The organism is Klebsiella sp. HMSC25G12, assembly GCF_001807705.1.
Lineage (GTDB): Bacteria > Pseudomonadota > Gammaproteobacteria > Enterobacterales > Enterobacteriaceae > Klebsiella > Klebsiella variicola.
On record NZ_KV789926.1, the window covers coordinates 33,457 to 50,292 of the forward strand.

At 59.0% G+C, this 16,836-nt stretch carries 18 protein-coding genes and 1 pseudogene; 5 read left to right on the top strand and 14 right to left on the bottom strand.

The features are described from left to right. Positions 1-60 precede the first annotated feature (60 nt). From proW to HMPREF3096_RS25770, 7 genes are all read right to left on the bottom strand, one after another. Positions 61-1,128, bottom strand: coding sequence for a glycine betaine/L-proline ABC transporter permease ProW (gene proW, locus HMPREF3096_RS25740; RefSeq protein ID WP_008806140.1), 1,068 nt, complete (start codon positions 1,126-1,128; stop codon positions 61-63). Beyond that, positions 1,121-2,323: a glycine betaine/L-proline ABC transporter ATP-binding protein ProV gene (gene proV / locus HMPREF3096_RS25745; protein ID WP_008806139.1), complete on the bottom strand. Its 1,203-nt coding sequence runs from the start codon at positions 2,321-2,323 to the stop codon at positions 1,121-1,123. Before proV ends, proW begins: the two co-directional genes overlap by 8 nt. 357 nt (positions 2,324-2,680) lie before the next feature. Next, complete coding sequence (nrdF, locus tag HMPREF3096_RS25750; protein ID WP_008806138.1) at positions 2,681-3,643, bottom strand: class 1b ribonucleoside-diphosphate reductase subunit beta; 963 nt, start codon at positions 3,641-3,643, stop codon at positions 2,681-2,683. Positions 3,644-3,653: 10 nt separating this feature from the next. Next, the gene (gene nrdE, locus HMPREF3096_RS25755) at positions 3,654-5,795 is read right to left on the bottom strand and encodes a class 1b ribonucleoside-diphosphate reductase subunit alpha (RefSeq protein ID WP_008806137.1); all 2,142 of its coding nucleotides are present in this window, start codon (positions 5,793-5,795) and stop codon (positions 3,654-3,656) included. Beyond that, a complete protein-coding gene (gene nrdI, locus HMPREF3096_RS25760) occupies positions 5,768-6,178 on the bottom strand; it encodes a class Ib ribonucleoside-diphosphate reductase assembly flavoprotein NrdI (protein ID WP_008806136.1) in 411 nt (136 codons plus the stop codon). The genes nrdE and nrdI overlap by 28 nt, the downstream gene beginning before the upstream one ends. Further along, positions 6,175-6,420: a glutaredoxin-like protein NrdH gene (gene nrdH, locus HMPREF3096_RS25765; protein ID WP_012540796.1), complete on the bottom strand. Its 246-nt coding sequence runs from the start codon at positions 6,418-6,420 to the stop codon at positions 6,175-6,177. Before nrdH ends, nrdI begins: the two co-directional genes overlap by 4 nt. Positions 6,421-6,603: 183 nt before the next feature. Further along, on the bottom strand, positions 6,604-7,035 hold the full coding sequence (locus HMPREF3096_RS25770) for a carboxymuconolactone decarboxylase family protein (RefSeq protein ID WP_012540797.1): 432 nt from the start codon (positions 7,033-7,035) through the stop codon (positions 6,604-6,606). An 88-nt stretch (positions 7,036-7,123) separates the two neighbouring features. Here HMPREF3096_RS25770 and HMPREF3096_RS25775 point away from each other — a divergent pair, with 88 nt between their 5' ends. Further along, positions 7,124-8,485, top strand: a complete 1,362-nt coding sequence (locus HMPREF3096_RS25775; protein WP_032731129.1) for a MocR-like pyridoxine biosynthesis transcription factor PdxR — start codon at positions 7,124-7,126, stop codon at positions 8,483-8,485. A gap of 118 nt (positions 8,486-8,603) precedes the next feature. On the opposite strand, the gene HMPREF3096_RS25780 is transcribed toward HMPREF3096_RS25775, so the two are convergent. After that, complete coding sequence (locus HMPREF3096_RS25780; protein WP_002914293.1) at positions 8,604-8,951, bottom strand: ElaB/YgaM/YqjD family protein; 348 nt, start codon at positions 8,949-8,951, stop codon at positions 8,604-8,606. 149 nt (positions 8,952-9,100) lie between these two features. On the opposite strand from HMPREF3096_RS25780, the gene HMPREF3096_RS25785 reads away from it, so the two are divergent. Further along, positions 9,101-9,463, top strand: a complete 363-nt coding sequence (locus tag HMPREF3096_RS25785) for a DUF2002 family protein (protein ID WP_008806132.1) — start codon at positions 9,101-9,103, stop codon at positions 9,461-9,463. Between the two features lie 75 nt (positions 9,464-9,538). On the opposite strand, the gene alaE is transcribed toward HMPREF3096_RS25785, so the two are convergent. After that, the gene (gene alaE / locus HMPREF3096_RS25790) at positions 9,539-9,988 is read right to left on the bottom strand and encodes an L-alanine exporter AlaE (protein WP_008806131.1); all 450 of its coding nucleotides are present in this window, start codon (positions 9,986-9,988) and stop codon (positions 9,539-9,541) included. Between the two features lie 728 nt (positions 9,989-10,716). Between alaE and stpA the strand changes: the two genes are divergently transcribed. Continuing rightward, positions 10,717-11,118: a DNA-binding protein StpA gene (stpA, locus tag HMPREF3096_RS25795; RefSeq protein WP_008806130.1), complete on the top strand. Its 402-nt coding sequence runs from the start codon at positions 10,717-10,719 to the stop codon at positions 11,116-11,118. Positions 11,119-11,196: 78 nt separating this feature from the next. Here the strand turns inward: stpA and HMPREF3096_RS25800 are convergent, their stop codons facing one another. Continuing rightward, a complete protein-coding gene (locus HMPREF3096_RS25800; protein ID WP_012540801.1) occupies positions 11,197-11,376 on the bottom strand; it encodes a YodC family protein in 180 nt (59 codons plus the stop codon). A gap of 205 nt (positions 11,377-11,581) precedes the next feature. Here HMPREF3096_RS25800 and lpxO point away from each other — a divergent pair, with 205 nt between their 5' ends. Next, on the top strand, positions 11,582-12,484 hold the full coding sequence (gene lpxO, locus HMPREF3096_RS25805) for a lipid A hydroxylase LpxO (RefSeq protein WP_012540802.1): 903 nt from the start codon (positions 11,582-11,584) through the stop codon (positions 12,482-12,484). On the opposite strand, the pseudogene HMPREF3096_RS25810 reads toward lpxO, so the two are convergent. From HMPREF3096_RS25810 to HMPREF3096_RS25820, 3 genes and pseudogenes are all read right to left on the bottom strand, one after another. After that, a pseudogene (locus tag HMPREF3096_RS25810) lies at positions 12,465-13,011 on the bottom strand (rhodanese family protein). The gene lpxO and the pseudogene HMPREF3096_RS25810 sit on opposite strands and share 20 nt — an antisense overlap. Positions 13,012-13,018: 7 nt before the next feature. Further along, entirely contained in the window at positions 13,019-13,318 is a 300-nt protein-coding gene (locus HMPREF3096_RS25815) for an ArsR/SmtB family transcription factor (RefSeq protein ID WP_012540804.1), read from the bottom strand. A 76-nt stretch (positions 13,319-13,394) separates the two neighbouring features. Beyond that, positions 13,395-14,000, bottom strand: coding sequence for an FMN-dependent NADH-azoreductase (locus tag HMPREF3096_RS25820; RefSeq protein ID WP_008806127.1), 606 nt, complete (start codon positions 13,998-14,000; stop codon positions 13,395-13,397). A 103-nt stretch (positions 14,001-14,103) separates the two neighbouring features. Between HMPREF3096_RS25820 and HMPREF3096_RS25825 the strand changes: the two genes are divergently transcribed. After that, on the top strand, positions 14,104-15,000 hold the full coding sequence (locus HMPREF3096_RS25825) for a LysR family transcriptional regulator (protein WP_032731128.1): 897 nt from the start codon (positions 14,104-14,106) through the stop codon (positions 14,998-15,000). 32 nt (positions 15,001-15,032) lie between these two features. Here the strand turns inward: HMPREF3096_RS25825 and HMPREF3096_RS25830 are convergent, their stop codons facing one another. Continuing rightward, complete coding sequence (locus HMPREF3096_RS25830) at positions 15,033-16,820, bottom strand: sigma-54-dependent Fis family transcriptional regulator (RefSeq protein WP_032731127.1); 1,788 nt, start codon at positions 16,818-16,820, stop codon at positions 15,033-15,035. Positions 16,821-16,836: the final 16 nt, after the last annotated feature.

Consider the following 16,836-nt stretch of genomic DNA (forward strand, 5'->3'; position numbering starts at 1 on the left):
TTAACGGGAAGAGCGACCCCCCGGCCTCGGCTGGTGCCGGGGAGCGGCGCTGTTATCGACTTATCGACAGAAAGGGCGAGTGATAAGCCCCAGTGGGCCGGTGGTGTACCAGCGGCGGTTGCCGCGACTGCGGGCGTCGCGACCGACGGCCTGGGTGAGGCGGTCAAGAATAATCGCGAGGATCACGATCCCCACTCCGCCGACGGTGGCGAGACCCATATCCAGGCGGCCGATGCCGCGCAGCACCATCTGGCCAAGACCGCCGACGGCGATCATCGAGGCGATCACCACCATCGACAGGGCCAGCATCAGCGTCTGGTTTACCCCGGCCATGATGGTGGGCATCGCCAGCGGCAGCTGAACCTTAAACAACAGCTGGCGCGGGCTGGCGCCAAACGAGCGCGACGCTTCGATCAGATCCGCGGGCACCTGGTTTATCCCGAGAATTGTCAGGCGGACGATCGGCGGCAAGGCGAAGATAATCGTCACTACCACGCCAGGCACGTTGCCGATGCCGAACAGCATCACGATCGGCACCAGGTAGACGAAGGCCGGCGTGGTCTGCATGGCATCGAGCAGCGGGCGGATAATTTTTGCCGCCCGCGGGCTGCGCGCCAGCCAAATACCCAGCGGCAGGCCGATAACCATGCAGAACAGCAGGGCGGTGAGGACCAGCGCCAGGGTGACCATCGCCTGCGACCAGGCGCCGATGGCGCCGATGGCAATCAGCGAAACCAGGGTGGCGACCCCCATGCCGAGGCTGGAGATCTGCCAGGCGATCAGCGCGAAGACGATAATCGCCACCGGCGCTGGCATCCCCAACAGCAGCTGCTGGAAGGCGCTGAGGATGTAGTCGATCGGCACGCGGATCCCCTGGAATAGCGGACGGAAGTGCAGCACGATCCAGTCGATAGCGTGGGTGACCCAGCTGTCGAGCGGGATCAGCGTTTTATGGAACGGGTCCATGATGTTGAACGATTCCGGCTGCGGCGCGGGCGCGCTGTGCAGCCAGTCGGCGCCGCCGCCGTTGGCCGGCGCGGCAGTAGAGGCGCCACCCCAGGCATCGGCGGCCTGCGCAGCGCTGTCGGTTGCCGGGGCGCTGTCCCACGGATTAGTTTGATCAGCCATGATTCACCCCCTCGCGATCTAAAGCCTGGAGCAGCATTCGTTTGGAAATGATGCCAATGTATTGTTGTTCTTCATCCACCACCGGGACGGCGCACGGGGCGTGGCCGACGTGGGAGAGCAGATCGCTGAGCGGCGTTTGCGCCTCCACCGCCAGCGGGGCGTCAATCAGCGCCGCCTCGATCCCCTGGCCGACGCTGAGCGCGGTTTTCAGAGAATCGATCGAGACAATCCCGACAAAGCGATTTCCGCGTTCGATGACATAGCCATATTCTCGGTCTTCATCCTGTAATAATTTCAGCGCGGAGCGGGGGCCAAAACCTGGGGTTTTACGAATCAATCCAACCGGGCTGCGGCGGGCAATATCTTTGGCGCTGAAGACCTGGCTAATATCCACGCCGCGGAAGAAGGTGCGCACATAATCATTGGCCGGATTATTCAGTATTTCATCCGGCGTACCGACCTGGACCACTTCGCCATTTTGCATAATGGCAATGCGATCGCCAATTCGCATGGCTTCATCAAGGTCATGGGAAATAAAGACGATAGTGCGTTGATGCTTAGCCTGTAATTTGATGAGCTCATCCTGCATTTCGGTGCGAATGAGCGGGTCGAGCGCGGAGAAGGCTTCATCCATTAACAGAATATCGGGATTAATCGCCAGCGCGCGAGCTAAACCGACGCGCTGACGCATCCCGCCGGAGAGTTCATCCGGCCAGGCATGGGCATAATTCTCCAGCCCCACCTGACGCAGCGCCTCCCGCGCTTTTTGCTCTCGTTCGGCGGTCGGGACGCCGGCCAGCGCCATACCAAACGCCGTGTTGTCGAGCACGCTCATGTGTGGCATCAGCGCAAAGGACTGAAAAACCATCGCAATTTTCTTGCGACGCACCTCGCGCAGCTCGGCATCCGACATTTTGGCGATGTCGACCCCGTCAATCAGCACCTGGCCGCGGGTGGGTTCAATCAGGCGATTGAGAAGGCGAACCATGGTGGATTTCCCCGAGCCGGAGAGCCCCATGATGACGAATATCTCGCCTTCTTCAATGGCCAGACTGGCGTCTTTGACGCCAAGCGACAGCCCCGTTTTTTCCAGTATTTGCGCTTTGTTGAGTCCTTTCTCAATATATTTGAAAGCCCGGTTTGGGTGCTCGCCAAATATCTTATAAAGATTTTTAATTTCTAATTTAATTGCCATGCAATAGAGAAGTTCCTGTTATTTGTTTATTGCGATACGATACCCGATGGTGATTATGATCTTTTTACACCCTAACATACTCAGATTCTGTGACAACCCTCAATGGCAAACTCTCGGCAAAATGGCGTGAGGGACAGAGCGGCGCAGCCCCCGTGATATAAGGGCTGAGCGTCAATTTGTTGTGGGTAATATTTTTTGATTATCTCTGGATAATTCGACTGAAATGGACCAGTTTTCTGTTAAATATGACGGAGTGATGACGGTTATGCGATGGAGAGAATATTTGGCAGATGAACCCACTTTTCTGCGAAATAGATCACCAGGAACCAGCCCGCCATATTCCTGGTGAAAGTATGGTTAAAAGTCCCAATCGTCGTCGGCGGTTTCTTCCGTTTTGCCTATCACGTACGAGGAGCCGGAGCCGGAGAAAAAGTCGTGGTTTTCATCGGCGTTAGGCGACAGCGCGGCGAGGATCGCCGGGTTAACCGCTGCCATCTCCGCCGGAAACAGCGCTTCATAACCGAGGTTCATCAGCGCTTTGTTGGCGTTGTAGCACAGGAAAGCGCTGACGTCGTCAAACCAGCCGCTCTCGCCGTACAGTTCCCGACTGTAGGCCAGCTCGTTGTCGTAAAGATCCATCAGCAGATCGAGGGCGAAATTTTTCAGTTCTTCGCGCTTTCCGGGGCTGACGATCTCCAGTCCTTTCTGATACTTGTAGCCAATGTAATAGCCATGTACCGCTTCATCGCGAATGATCAGACGGATCAGATCCGCGGTATTGGTCAGTTTTCCCCGGCTGGAGAAGTGCATTGGCAGCCAGAAGCCGGAGTAGAAGAGAAAGGATTCGAGGAACACGCTGGCGATTTTTTTCTTCAGCGGCTCGTCGGCCTGATAGTAGCCCAGCATCAGTTGCGCCTTGCGCTGCAGGGGTTCGCAGCTTTCACTCCAGGCGAAGGCGGCATCCACCTCTTTGCTGTGGCACAGCGTGGAAAAAATGGAGCTGTAAGAGCGGGCATGAACCGCTTCCATAAAGCTGATGTTCGACAGCACCGCCTCCTCATGCGGGGTCAGCGCGTCCGCCATCAGCGCCGGCGCGCCGACCGTGTTCTGAATGGTGTCGAGCAGCGTCAGCCCGGTGAAGACGCGAATGGTCAACTGCTGCTCCGCCGCGCTGAGGGTTTGCCAGGCGGGAATGTCGTTTGACAGCGGCACTTTCTCCGGTAGCCAGAAGTTGCTGGTGAGACGATTCCAGACCTCAAGATCTTTGTCGTCATCAATGCGGTTCCAGTTGATAGCGCTGATGCGCGTTAAATGGGTCATCCTGTTCTCCTTACAGTGCGCAGGACACGCAGCCTTCAATTTCAGTGCCTTCCAGCGCCAGCTGGCGCAGACGGATGTAGTAGAGGGTCTTAATGCCTTTCTTCCAGGCGTAGATTTGCGCCTTGTTGATATCGCGGGTGGTGGCGGTATCCGGGAAGAACAGCGTCAACGACAGCCCCTGATCGACGTGGCGCGTCGCCTCGGCGTAGGTGTCAATGATCTTCTGGGGCCCTATCTCGTACGCATCCTGATAAAGGGCCAGATTGTCGTTATTCATAAACGGCGCGGGGTAGTACACCCGCCCGGTCTTCCCCTCTTTGCGGATCTCAATCTTCGAGACGATCGGATGAATGCTGGAGGTGGCATGGTTGATGTACGAGATCGACCCGGTGGGCGGCACCGCCTGCAGATAACGGTTATAGATGCCATAGCGCATGACATCGTCGCGCAGCTGGCGCCAGCTTTCCCGGTCGGGCAGGGGGATACCGGCGCGGGCGAACAGTGCGCGCACCCGTTCGGTTTTCGGCTGCCACTCCTCCTGCAGATATTTGTCGAAGTACGCCCCGCTGGCGTAGCGTGACTGTTCGAAGCCAGCGAAGCGCTGGCCGCGCTCGCGGGCCAGCAGCATCGAGGTGTGCAGGGCATGCCAGGTCACGGTGTAAAAATAGATATTGGTGAAGTCCAGCCCCTCCGGACTGCCGTAGGCAATCCCTTCTCGCGCCAGGTAGCCGTGCAGATTCATCTGCCCCAGGCCGATGGCGTGGGAGGCCGCATTGCCGGCCGCCACCGAGGGAACCGACTGTATGTCGCTCATATCGGATACCGCGGTCAGGGCGCGCACCGCGGTGGCGATAGTGCGGGCAAAATCCGGCGAGTCCATGGTATGGGCGATGTTCAGCGAGCCGAGGTTGCAGGAGATATCCTCGCCGATATGGGCGTAACTGAGGTTCTCATCATAGGTGGATGGCGTACTGACCTGCAGAATTTCCGAACACAGATTGCTCATGGTGATCCGTCCGGCCACCGGATTGGCGCGATTGACGGTATCTTCAAACATGATGTACGGATAGCCGGATTCAAACTGGATCTCCGCCAGGCGCTGGAAAAGGTCGCGGGCGCGGATCCAGCGCTTGCGGACCCGTTCGTCGGCCACCAGCTGCGGATAGAGATCGCCGATGGCGCAGTCGGCGAAGGGTTTACCGTACAGCCGCTCGACGTCATACGGCGAGAACAGGGCCATCTGCGCGTCTTCTTTTGCCAGCTGGAAGGTGATATCGGGGATCACCACTCCCAGCGACAAGGTTTTGATGCGGATTTTCTCATCGGCATTCTCACGCCGGGTATCGAGGAAGCGCAAAATATCGGGATGGTGCGCATGCAGCCAGACCGCTCCCGCCCCCTGGCGGGCGCCAAGCTGGTTGGCATAGGAGAAGGCGTCCTCCAGCATCTTCATCACCGGCACCACCCCGGAGGACTGATTTTCGATGCGCTTGATCGGCGCCCCGGCCTCGCGCAGGTTGGAGAGTAAAAAGGCCACGCCGCCGCCGCGCTTCGACAGCTGCAGCGCCGAGTTAACCGCCCGGCCGATGGATTCCATATTATCTTCAATGCGCAGCAGGAAGCAGGAGATCAGCTCCCCGCGCTGCTGCTTGCCGGCGTTGAGGAAGGTGGGGGTCGCGGGCTGGAAGCGGCCGCTGAGCATCTCTTCCATTAGCTGCCGCGCCTGCTGGTCATCCCCCTGGGCCAGCGTCAGCGCCACCATTACGCAGCGATCGGCAAAATCCTCGAGGTAGTGCTTGCCGTCAAAGGTCTTCAGCGCGTAGCTGGTATAGAACTTCCAGGCGCCGAGGAAGGTCTGAAAGCGAAACGCGGCGCGCCGGGCATGGGCGAACAATGCCAGCACAAACGCGCGGTCATAGCCGGCCAGCACCTGCGGATCGTAATAGCCCTCACGAACGAGCCAGGTGAGTTTATCCTCCTGGCTGACAAAACTGAGGGTGTTGGGCTGTATCTGGGCGGTCATAAAGACCTCCACCGCCTGGCGATCTTTCTCAAACGGTATGCGACCCTCGCTGTCGTACAAATTCAGCATCGCGTTGAGGGCGTGAAAATCCGCCGCGGCGGTTATACGTTCTGCGGTTGTCGTTGCCAAAATTCGCTGACTCCTTTACGCACGTTGTCGATATCGTCGGGGGTTCCCATCAGCTCGAAGCGGTAGAGATAGGGCACGGCGCATTTTTGCGCGATGACCTCCCCGGCACGCCCCCAGGCGTCGCCAAAGTTGCGATTGCCAGCGGCAATCACCCCGCGGATCAGCTGGCGGTTATGCACGTCGTTTAAAAAGCGGATCGCCTGACGCGGTACCGCGCCGGCCGTACCGCCGCCGCCATAGCTGGGAACGATGAGAATATAGGGTTCGTCTACCTGGAGATGTTCGCGCTCGTTCAGCGGAATGCGCACCGCCGGCAGCCCCAGGCGCTGCACAAAGCGATGGGTATTCTCCGAACGGCTGGAGAAGTAGACGATGAGGCTCATGCGCTGGCCGCCGTGACGGAGGGGCGCAGGCGATTGATCATATCCGGGCGGAAGCCGCTCCAGCGTAGCTCACCGGCGATCACCACCGGCAGCTGGCGAAATCCCTGCTCGCGCAGGGTGTCAGCTGCATCCGGCTGCTGGTCGACGTTCACCATTTCAAAGGCCAGTCCTCGGCTCTCCATGGCTCGCCGTGTGGCATGGCACTGCACGCAGTCATTTCGAGTGTAAATAATAATGCGCATGATTCGTATTTCCATTTAAGATAACAGCACGGCGCTAAACGCAGCGTCGAACGTTGTGGGTCATTCGATAAGGAAATACTAGATGTAGTTGTTTGAAAGTTCAACCACTCAATATATAGCGTTTTTAGCAAGGAAATCCCCCGCCGGGACAATTCGGCGGAGGAGGGGGAAGGCTGTGCGGAACTACAGACGCATGGCGACGGCGAGTCGGTTGAAAGCGTTCATCAGGCTGATGGCTAAGGTCAGATCGCTTATCTGACGCGGGGTAAAATGTTCGCGCAGCGGCAGGTAAACGTCATCTTCCGCATGGCTGGCGGCAATGTCGGTGACCGACTCGGCCCACGCCAGCGCTGCGCGTTCGCCAGGTGTGAAGTGGGCGCTTACCCGCCAGCCCGCCAGAGCATCCAGTTTGCTTTGCGCCATACCGCCCTTGCGCAGCGCCTGGCTGTGCTTCTCAAGGCAGAAGGCGCAGCCGTTGATCTGCGAGACGCGTAAATAAACCAGCTCAACCAGGGCGCTGCCCAGCTCGCTTTTCTCCAGCGCGATGCTGGCCTGTACCAGCCCTTTATAGACTTCCGGGCTCAGTTCACTGAATGGCTGACGTAATTGGCTCATGGTGTTCTCCTCTCTAAGACGGCAGCCAAAATAGCACTATAATGGACTGCAAAAGATAGCCATATTGTGATGAAAAAAGCAGACCATAATGGAAGCGATCCACCTCCCTCTTTATCAGCGTATTGCCCGCCAGCTGAAATCGGCAATTGAACGGGGCGAACTGACCCCGGGCAGCCGTCTGCCCGCCAGCCGGGTGTTTGCCCAGGAGCAGGGCGTCTCGCGGGCGACTATCGAAAACGCCTGGGGTGAACTGGTCGCCCAGGGGTGGCTTGAGCGGCGTGGGCAGGCGGGGACCTTTGTCAGCGAGCGGCTCAGTCCGCGCCAGCTGGCGCCGGTAACGCCAGCGCAATCAGCCGCCTCGACGGACCCGTTGCCCTTTCAGATGGGGCTGCCGGCGCTGGATCTCTTTCCGCGTGGGCTGTGGGCGCGAGTGATGGGTCGTCGGCTGCGGACGCAGTCGCGGTTCGACCTTGCTCCCGGCGATCCCGGCGGCGACCCGCTTCTGCGCCAGGCGATCGTGGACTATCTGCGCCTGTCGCGCAGTATTGACTGCCAGCCGGAGCAGGTGCTGATCACCGGCAACTATGCTACCTCCATGGATCTTATCCTGCGTACGCTGGCGCAGCCGGGGCAGCATATGTGGATGGAGGATCCGGGGTATCCCTTTATCCGCCCGGTCGTTGAGGCCAGGCAGCTGGTTGTGGATGCGATCCCGGTGGACGACGAAGGAATGGATGTTGGCTGGGGCTTGCGGCATCACCCTCAAGCGCGGTTTGCCCTGCTCACCCCGGCACACCAGAGCCCGCTGGGGGTCGCGCTGTCGCTGCCCCGGCGTCGCCAGCTGCTGGCGTGGGCGACAGCGCGCGACGCGTGGATTATTGAGGACGATTACGATAGTGAGTTTCGCTATCACGGCAAACCGCTGCCGCCAGTGAAAAGCCTCGATGCGCCGCAGCGGGTTATCTACGCCGGCACTTTCAGTAAGTCGATGTTTCCGGCGCTGCGCACCGCCTGGCTTGTGGTGCCGACCCCGCTGGCGGCGCGTTTTCATCAGACGGCGGAGCGCCAGCCCTGCACTGTTCCTACCCTGTGGCAGCAGACGCTGGCGGATTTTATCCAGCAGGGACATTTCTGGCGTCATCTGAAAAAAATGCGCGCCAGCTATAGCCAGCGTCGACAGTGGCTCGAGTCGGCCCTGCAGGCGCAGGGCTTTCAGGTCACGCCCCAGCAGGGGGGCATTCAGCTGGTCATGCCGGTCAGCGGCAACGATCGCCTGCTGGCCCGGCAGGCGGTTGAGGCCGGGCTGGCGGTGCAGGCGCTGAGCGACTGGCGTCTTCGCCATGCAGGCGAGGGGGGATTACTGATGAGTTTTACCAATATTCGCTCAGCGGCGATGGCCGATGCGCTGGCCCGGCGGCTCAGAGAGGCGATCGCGAACGATGGCGCATAAAAAACCCCTGCGGCCAGAGGCGCGCAGGGGCTGACGCGTATTTGTTATCTTCATTAGATTCCGTGAAGCTCGCGGGCTTCCGCTCGCCAGGCGCGCGCGGAAGCTGACGCTGTCTCTATTATCGACGTAAATTGAGCAATACGCCAATAAATACCCCGACGGCGGCTGCGGCGCCGACGCTGTGCCAGGGTTTATTGCGCACGTAGGTATCGGCGCAGCCCAGCGCATCACAGGCTGCCTGACGGGCATCCAGCGCCGCCTGCTGCACCCGGTTGTGACCATTGAGGCGGGCACGGGTCTCTTTCAGCAGCGACTGAGCTTTAACGCGCGCCGCTTCGGCTTCCTCTTTCGCGTCACTGCCCCACGATTTCAGCACCTCTTCCAGCGTATCCGCTAATTGACTGACATCGTTATGGATATCCTCAGCATTCTCGTCAAAATTGTTGCGGTTCACATGGTTAGCCATCGTTATCTCCCTTAATTCCATCGAGTGAGTAAGTGTAGGACAAGATTTTGAATTATGCTTACTGCTGTGGTTTCTGGAATATTCCGAAAGCACTGCGCTTAACGAATAAGGTAAGGTCAATGTGCGGTAAAAGATAACGAGGAATCAGTATGTATTTAAGACCCGATGAGGTGGCGCGTGTTCTTGAAAAAGCCGGCTTCACCATGGATGTTGTGACGCAAAAAGCGTACGGCTATCGCCGAGGCGATAATTATGTTTATGTGAACCGCGAAGCGCGCATGGGGCGGACAGCGTTAATTATTCATCCAGCGCTAAAAGAGCGTAGCAATATGTTGGCCGAACCGGCCTCAGATATCAAAACCTGCGACCATTATGAACAATTTCCGCTGTATTTAGCCGGAGATGCGCAGCAGCATTATGGTATTCCGCACGGATTTAGCTCACGGATGGCGCTTGAGCGTTTTCTGAATGGACTATTTGGCGAAGCCCAGCCGGCGATGTCGACAAATTAATACGACGGTTAAGACCGGGGCGGAGCAGGCTGGCGAGAGAGCGACTGGCAGGGCCAGTCGCTGGAATAGCGTCGGTCAGGCTTTCGCCTGCTGGTAGGGGGCCACGCGGAACAGGCGGCGGCAATAGTCGAGGAAGTAGCCGTAAGCAGCGCCCATCATCATCGATACCGCCAGGTTTGAGCTCACTGCAGCGACAATCTGGTGCCAGTCTGCACCTACGCTCCACAATATCGCGACATACACTGGCGACTGGAAAGTGACGTAGGCCAGCACGTCGGCCATATTTTTCATCCAGCCTGCCGGGCTAATGCGCCGGGCCTGACGCATCGCAAAGTCGCGATAAAAACCATAGGGCACGGCAATAATAATGTTGACCGGGATCGCCACCAGGCGCGACGATAACGACTGCTCAAACGTCATACCAGAGAGAAAAATTTCGATCATCATGTTGACGACGGTGCAGTAAACCACCATCGCAAAGGTGTCTGCAACCGCATGCCGCAAGCGGGAGTGCGCAGAGAACATCGGAGTGCTCCTCGAAAATGAAGTCAATAACGCCGAAAAATGCGCGTTGGTATAGCGTTTTTGGGCTGCCTGTTTTGATGTGCGTAGAGTATATCTCTGCATTAAAAGTGGCAACTAGCTATAAATTTTTATTTATTGCCTTTTTGTCGATAAAATACTCTGCGACAGTTGGTTTTCTGCCCGTTACGCTACTTTTATTGCTGGTTTTGTGAAATGTGTTTAATTTCAGTTGGTTACTTGACGTTTTTGCATGATATCTGACCAGGGAGGCGGCGTCTGACCGCCCGCTGTGGCGCAAAATCGCGTGAGCCTGTGATGAAGGTCTCGTTTAGATGTTTTTATGCCATAATGCCGGTTTTTGTGGTGAAAAATTCTAAAATGACGTGTGGCGTTTTATTCTGATTGGCTGGGTAACTATTCATTAGGCCGTGTGGAGAGGGCCTGCGCATCCGCCGACGATAAGAGGATAAACCGCTGACCATAAAGGTAATATCGCCTGCTGAATATATTTTCATATCTTACCATCCGCCGCTTTTATTTATTCATGGTCTTGTTGGCCTGCGCTGGCGAAAAAGAACCGGGGATTTGCCGATATAGGGCAGGCGGAAAAGGTTTACTCTTTGCAGAATATATTTATCTGGACAACCGAAGGCTGGAAATAAATAAGTGTTTCCATTACACTTGCCGCGTTGTATCTTTTAATTGGTTATCTGGGATTTCTTAATTTTATGTCTTTAATGTTACACAAACTGAATAATATCCGTTCACTGCGTACCCTGTCCCGTGAATTCTCCATTGACGTGCTTGAAGAGATGCTGGAAAAGCTCAGGATCGTCACTGAAGAAAAACGTACGCAACAGCAGCTGGCGGCGCAGCAGCAGGCGGAATATCAGGAAAAAGTGAATACCTGGCTTGAGCTGATGCGCGCCGACGGTATTTCTCCTGACGACCTCGTGGCCGATATTCAGCCGTCGATGGCGGTAGGGAAAAAGCGGCAACCGCGCCCGGCGAAATATCGTTATACCGATCATACTGGCGCAGAAAAAACCTGGACCGGTCAGGGAAGAATGCCGAAGCCGATTGCTCAGGCGGTTGCTCAGGGCAAATCGCTGGACAGTTTCCTCATTTAAAGCCGATCCGGCCGGTATCAGGACAGTGGGGGAGACCCGCCGTTCCGTCCGGCCTTATCACTCCCCGGGAGAGGGGCTTTAGCAGACGCCAAAGTCGCCCTCTTCCTGGTATGGCGTCACCTCTTCTGAGTTCAGCGTATAGCGCTCGCCCTGCTCTTGCGCGGCCTGAACCACCACCAGCTGTTCTCCCTGTACTTCAACCACTTTCAGTTTTGGTCCACCCGCACGCGGTTGTACCAGATCGCCGACAGAAAACATCATTCACTCCTCACGGTTAACATCCTGGATGAACCTCAACCATAGCTCAACGACTGGCCAGTGAACACTGGCTGTGCTGTTTTTTGTTAAAACAATTTGGGGGTATATGTATTAATGTTGTTAATGTTTTGCTGGCGCCATACCGCTGCTGAGAAGGGGGGACGGCGAGGGTAGGGTTACCATCAATCAGGTCAGGAAAGACACCATGAAGTATATCGTTCTATTGATCATTGTTATTGCTGTTCTGTATGTCCATTATCGCGGGCGGGTGCGCTATCGTTTCTGGCGACAGCTCTCCGATCATTCAACATTTACTGCTCCGCTGAATGGATTTATGTATTTATTTTCCCGCGTGCCGAATACGCCATATCTGCGCCCGGAGATGTTTCCCGAGCTGGCGATATTGCAGCAGAACTGGCAGGTAATTCGCGATGAAGGTCTCCACCTTCAGCAGCTGGAGCAGATTAAAGCGGCCGATAAATATAACGATGCCGGATTTAACTCATTTTTTAAAACCGGCTGGAAACGTTTTTATCTGAAATGGTATGAGGAGGCCCATCCCTCCGCCAGCCAGCTCTGCCCACACACCACCGCGCTACTGCGCGATATCCCGTCGGTGAAAGCGGCCATGTTCGCCACCCTGCCAGACGGCAGCCGTCTGCCGCGCCACCGCGATCCCTACGCCGGTTCGCTGCGCTTTCATCTCGGCCTGGCGACGCCGAACGATGACCGCTGCTTTATCGAGGTGGATGGCCAGCGCTACAGCTGGCGCGATGGGGAAGGGGTGCTGTTTGATGAGACCTATATTCACTATGCGGAAAATACCAGCGGTGAGAATCGGCTGATTCTGTTCTGTGATATTGAACGGCCCATGCGCTACCGCTGGGCGCAGCAGGTGAACCACTGGCTGGGACGTCATCTGATGAGCGCCGCCTCGGCGCCCAATGATACCGGCGATCGCATTGGCGGGATTAACCGGGCGTTTCGCTATATCTACCAGATCCGCATTGTCGGCAAGCGGCTGAAAAAATGGAATAAGACGGTCTATTACATCGTTAAATGGCTGCTGTTCGGCGGCATTGCCTGGCTTATCTGGAGTGCGTTTTAACCCTCATGACGCCGGTTCCAGGGCATGATCGCCAGCAGACGCGCCATGCCGCAAAAGCCGGTCACCCCGGCGAAGGTGAGCCCGGCGCCGACCGCGCCGCTGAGCAGGAAGAAGCCGCTGCTCACGGTATAGCCCAGCAGTACACCGAGTAAAATCAGGACGCCAGCGGCAATTTGTACCTGGCGCATCAGCGGCAGCGGCTGGGATTTATCCTCCTCAACCGGGAACCCCGCGGCCCTCCAGCCCTGAATCCCCCCGGCCAGCAGGCTTGCCTGCGCCGGTGCGGCGGCGGCGGCCAGGCGAATCGCGTTATTCTGCGTCCGGGAACCCGCCTGGCAGTGAAAGATGACTGTCTCTCCGGCCCGGGCATTGAGGGTCGCACCGTTGGTCAGGCTGGCCAGCGGCACCAGTTCGGCATCGGGAATATGTTCGCGCGCGTATTCATCCGCATCACGGATATCAATCAGTCTGGCGCCCTGGGCAATCAGCGCCCGGGCTTCGGCCGGGGTTAAGGTAGCGATGGTCATAGGATCCTCACGGGCAATAGAGCGTTTTCAGCGTGTTGATCACCTGCTGTACCGCAGGGTGGGTGATGAAATAGTGGATACGCTGGGCATCGCGCTCGCTGTCGATCAGCCCCTCGTCACGCATCCGCGCAAGGTGCTGCGAGGTGGCGGAAGGGCTCAGGCCGGTAGCGCGCGATAGTTCACCGGCGCTGGCCCGCGGCGCATCGCACAGTATGCACAGGATCAGCAATCGGTGAGGATTGCTCATGGCTTTCATCAGCGCGGCGGCTTCTCCGGCGCGGGCCTGCAGGTCTTCAGGTGTGGTCATATATTTTAGCTTTTTTCTAAATTTAGATAACTCTAAAATAAAAACATCCCCTGCGCCAGCACTTTTTATCTGTGACTCAGGCCGGAACGGCGAGCTGGGCAATCTGCGCCCGGGCGCTGGCGATCCCTGCGTCGCGACCATGCGGACGATTGTCCAGCCCTTCGGCATAGATAAATTCCACCTCATGGATCCCCATCAGCCCCAGTACCGCGCGCAGATAGGGGGTGATGGCGTCGGTGGTCTCTCCCTGGTGAATACCGCCGCGGCTGCTGACGACCACCGCCCGAACGCCCTCGACCAGCCCCTGCGGCCAGCTGTCGGTGTAGCGAAAGGTTTCCCGCGCCCGCGCCACGAGGTCGAACCATTTCTTCAGGTCGGTCGGGACGTTGAGGTTATACATCGGCGCCCCGATCACCAGCAGGTCGCTGGCTTTTAACTCGGCGATAAGCTGGTCGGAGCGCGCAACCGCCGCGCGGATGGCTGGCTGCGGATCCACTGCCCCGCGCAGGGCGGCGAACAGGGGGCGATCCAGCGTTGGCAGCGCCATGGCGCTGAGATCGTGTTCCGTGAGCCGATCGCGGTGTCCTGCTGCCCGGCGCGCCGCGAGAAATTCGTTAATCAGCTGATTGGTCAGGGATGTTTCGCCATTAATGCTGGATTTTAATACCAGAACGTTAGCCATGATGAGTGCCTCAAGTGAAGGGGAGAGGCAGAGACTAACACTGTCTTTTTTCTCTCTGGAGTGACATTATTTTCCTCTATTGTATCCCGTAAGGAACCAATCTGTGCGTGACGATCTGAACGCGATCCCGGTGTTTGTTACCGTGGTCGAGAGCGGTAACTTTGCCAGCGCGGCGGCGATCCTCCACGTGACGCGTTCGGCGGTGGGTAAAACCATTGCCCGGCTGGAAGCGCGCCTCGGCGTGGCGTTATTCCAGCGCACTACCCGTCGGCAACTGCTGACGGAAGAGGGGGAGCAATTTTACCACCAGTGCCGGGAAGCGCTGGCGCGCATCCGCGAGGCCGAAGAGGCGCTCCAGCGCGGGAAGGGCGAGGTGCAGGGGCGGCTGCGGATCTCGCTACCAGTGCTCTTTGGCCAGCGCTGCGTGGCGCCGGTGCTATTCCGCCTGAGCCAGCGCTATCCGTTACTGAAGCTCGAGCTCCACTACAGCGACCGGCAGGTCAATCTGCTGGAGGAGGGGTTTGATCTTGCGGTGCGTATCGGAAACCTGGCCGATACCGGGTCGCTACGGGCGCGGGCGCTGGGGGAGCATGGCATGGTGCTGTGCGCGGCGGTGGAGTACCTGCGCCGCCAGCCGGCGCCGCAGACCATCGCCGGGCTGAGCGAGCACCGCACCCTCGGCTATCTGCACAACGGCCAACTGCAAAAATGGCAACTGTACGACCCGCAGCAGGGCGAAGTGCGCTTCAGTCCGCAGACGGGGCTGGTACAGGATGATTTTGCCGCCATCGCGGCGGCGGTGCAGCAGGGGATGGGCATCGCCTGGTTGCCGGACTGGCTGGTGGCGCAGACGCTCGCCGACGGGACGCTGCAGCAGGTGCTGGCGCCCAGCGCTCAGGTGCGTTTCGCTATCCACGCGGTGTGGCCGGAGGGGCCGTGGCTGCCGCAAAAAACGCGGGTGGCGATTGATGCCCTGCGGGCAGGGTTGTGTCTGGCGTAAAGTCCGCGGCCGGCGCGCTTTACGCCATAGCCTCAGCGACGAGGCCGTCCGGTACGGGCGGCGCGGCGGTATAGCGTGCTGCGGGCGATACCCAGTATCTGTGCCGCCCGGCTGACGTTGCCGTTAACGCTGGCCAGGGTATCGACAATCAACTGCTCGTCATGGGCCTGCAATCCTCCGCGCGGCAGCGGCGCAGGCGCGGTGCGATACGCCTCCGGCAGCGCGTCGGGCGTCAGCGTGTCGCCCTCATCGGCCAGAGCCAGCATCACCTTCAGGACGCTCTGCAGCTGGCGCACGTTTCCCGGCCACGGCAGCTGGCTGAGGTGGCTCAGCAGCGCGCCTGACAGCGTCACCCGGCGTGAAACACCGCCCAGGTCGCGCCACAGCGTGGCGATAAAGGTTTCCAGCGCCGGCCACTCGCGCAGCGGGGGCAGCGCCAGGGCATACTCCCGCAGGCGCCACAGCAGATCTTCACGGAATTCGCCGGCGCTGACCCGTTGCGTCAGATTGCGGTGGGTGGCGCAGATCAAGGCGAAATTCACCGGCACGCTGCGGCTGGCGCCCAGCGGGGCCACCTCTTTTTCCTGCAACACCCGCAGGAGCCGCGTCTGCAGCGCCAGCGGCATATCGCCGATCTCATCGAGAAACAGTACCCCGCCCTCAGCCTCGCGGATTTTACCGATATAGCCGTTTTTGCTGGCGCCGGTAAATGCCCCCGGCTGGTAGCCGAAGAGCTCGGATTCGATCAGCGATTCCGGGATGGCCGCGCAGTTGATGGCGACAAATTTGCCACTGCGCCAGCGGCTGTGCTGATGCAGCGTGCGGCTGACATACTCTTTGCCGCTGCCGGTTTCCCCCTCAATACAGAGCGCGATGCCGGCGTTGAGCAGCCGCAGCAGCTTTTCGCCTTCGCGCGGGCTGGTGAAGGGGAGATGCATGACCGGCGGGGCGCTCACCGCCACCCGGCGGCGGGTGGGCTCCCGCAGGCGATAGTGATAGCGGCCCTGCGGGGTGGTCAGCGGCAGCGGGACGCTGACCGCCGTTTGCGCCAGCGTCGGAAAAAGCGACGCAAAGGTGAGCTGGCCAAACTGCGCCGCGCTCAGGCCGAACTCGCGCATCGCCAGTCGGTTGCCGGCGGTGAGGACGTTGTCAGAAAAGACCAGCAGCAGCTCCTCGACGCTGTCGAGCTTGTCCACCTGCCGGTGCAGGCTCATCAGCCACTGCTCCGGATGCAGGCTCTGTTTCACCCACAGATACTCAATCTGCTTTGCCGCCGCCTTCACCCAGCCGAAGGTATGCTGGTGGGGAAAATCCGCCGGGCCGGAGATATCCAGCACCCCGGCAATACTTCCGTCCGGCCGCTGGAGCGGCATCGCCGCACAGTACAGATTCTGATTGCGGGTAAGAAAATGCTGGCGGCCATCGATTTCGCAGCCGTCATCAATGACCAGCGCGGTGCCAATGGCGTTGGTCCCGCGCCCGCTTTCGCTCCACAGATTGCCGGGGGCCAGCGCCACGCGCTGAGCCTTCTGCATCGCCTGGGTATCGCCGACGGTGTGCAGCACCAGGCCACTGGGGTCGGAGAGGACCACCACCGACTGCAGGTCCGCCACCTGGCGCGACAGGGCATCCACCACCGGCAGCGCCAGCTGCTGCAGGCTGCGGTGGCTGGCGAGCCGGTCTGCCAGCTCCCCGGCGCGCAGACGGGGAAAATCCTCGGTAGCGGGATCCAGACCATAGCGCTGGCAGCGAGACCACGAGTCGCTGAGCAGGGGGTTAGCGTTAACCTCTGGTGCGAGAAGATAGGGATTACCTGGCACAGGGCACCTCAGGGTC

Bases quoted from the DNA above. Each gene is read 5' to 3' on its own strand.
- HMPREF3096_RS25800 (WP_012540801.1), bottom strand. From the start codon at position 11,376: ATGTTTTCTGTCGGCGATCTGGTACAACCGCGTGCGGGTGGACCAAAA.
- alaE (WP_008806131.1), bottom strand. From the start codon at position 9,988: ATGTTCTCTGCGCACTCCCGCTTGCGGCATGCGGTTGCAGACACCTTT.
- HMPREF3096_RS25785 (WP_008806132.1), top strand. From the start codon at position 9,101: ATGTATTTAAGACCCGATGAGGTGGCGCGTGTTCTTGAAAAAGCCGGC.
- HMPREF3096_RS25770 (WP_012540797.1), bottom strand. From the start codon at position 7,035: ATGAGCCAATTACGTCAGCCATTCAGTGAACTGAGCCCGGAAGTCTAT.
- stpA (WP_008806130.1), top strand. From the start codon at position 10,717: ATGTCTTTAATGTTACACAAACTGAATAATATCCGTTCACTGCGTACC.
- proW (WP_008806140.1), bottom strand. From the start codon at position 1,128: ATGGCTGATCAAACTAATCCGTGGGACAGCGCCCCGGCAACCGACAGC.
- HMPREF3096_RS25775 (WP_032731129.1), top strand. From the start codon at position 7,124: ATGGAAGCGATCCACCTCCCTCTTTATCAGCGTATTGCCCGCCAGCTG.
- HMPREF3096_RS25815 (WP_012540804.1), bottom strand. From the start codon at position 13,318: ATGACCACACCTGAAGACCTGCAGGCCCGCGCCGGAGAAGCCGCCGCG.
- nrdF (WP_008806138.1), bottom strand. From the start codon at position 3,643: ATGACCCATTTAACGCGCATCAGCGCTATCAACTGGAACCGCATTGAT.
- lpxO (WP_012540802.1), top strand. From the start codon at position 11,582: ATGAAGTATATCGTTCTATTGATCATTGTTATTGCTGTTCTGTATGTC.
- HMPREF3096_RS25780 (WP_002914293.1), bottom strand. From the start codon at position 8,951: ATGGCTAACCATGTGAACCGCAACAATTTTGACGAGAATGCTGAGGAT.
- proV (WP_008806139.1), bottom strand. From the start codon at position 2,323: ATGGCAATTAAATTAGAAATTAAAAATCTTTATAAGATATTTGGCGAG.
- nrdH (WP_012540796.1), bottom strand. From the start codon at position 6,420: ATGCGCATTATTATTTACACTCGAAATGACTGCGTGCAGTGCCATGCC.
- nrdI (WP_008806136.1), bottom strand. From the start codon at position 6,178: ATGAGCCTCATCGTCTACTTCTCCAGCCGTTCGGAGAATACCCATCGC.
- HMPREF3096_RS25820 (WP_008806127.1), bottom strand. From the start codon at position 14,000: ATGGCTAACGTTCTGGTATTAAAATCCAGCATTAATGGCGAAACATCC.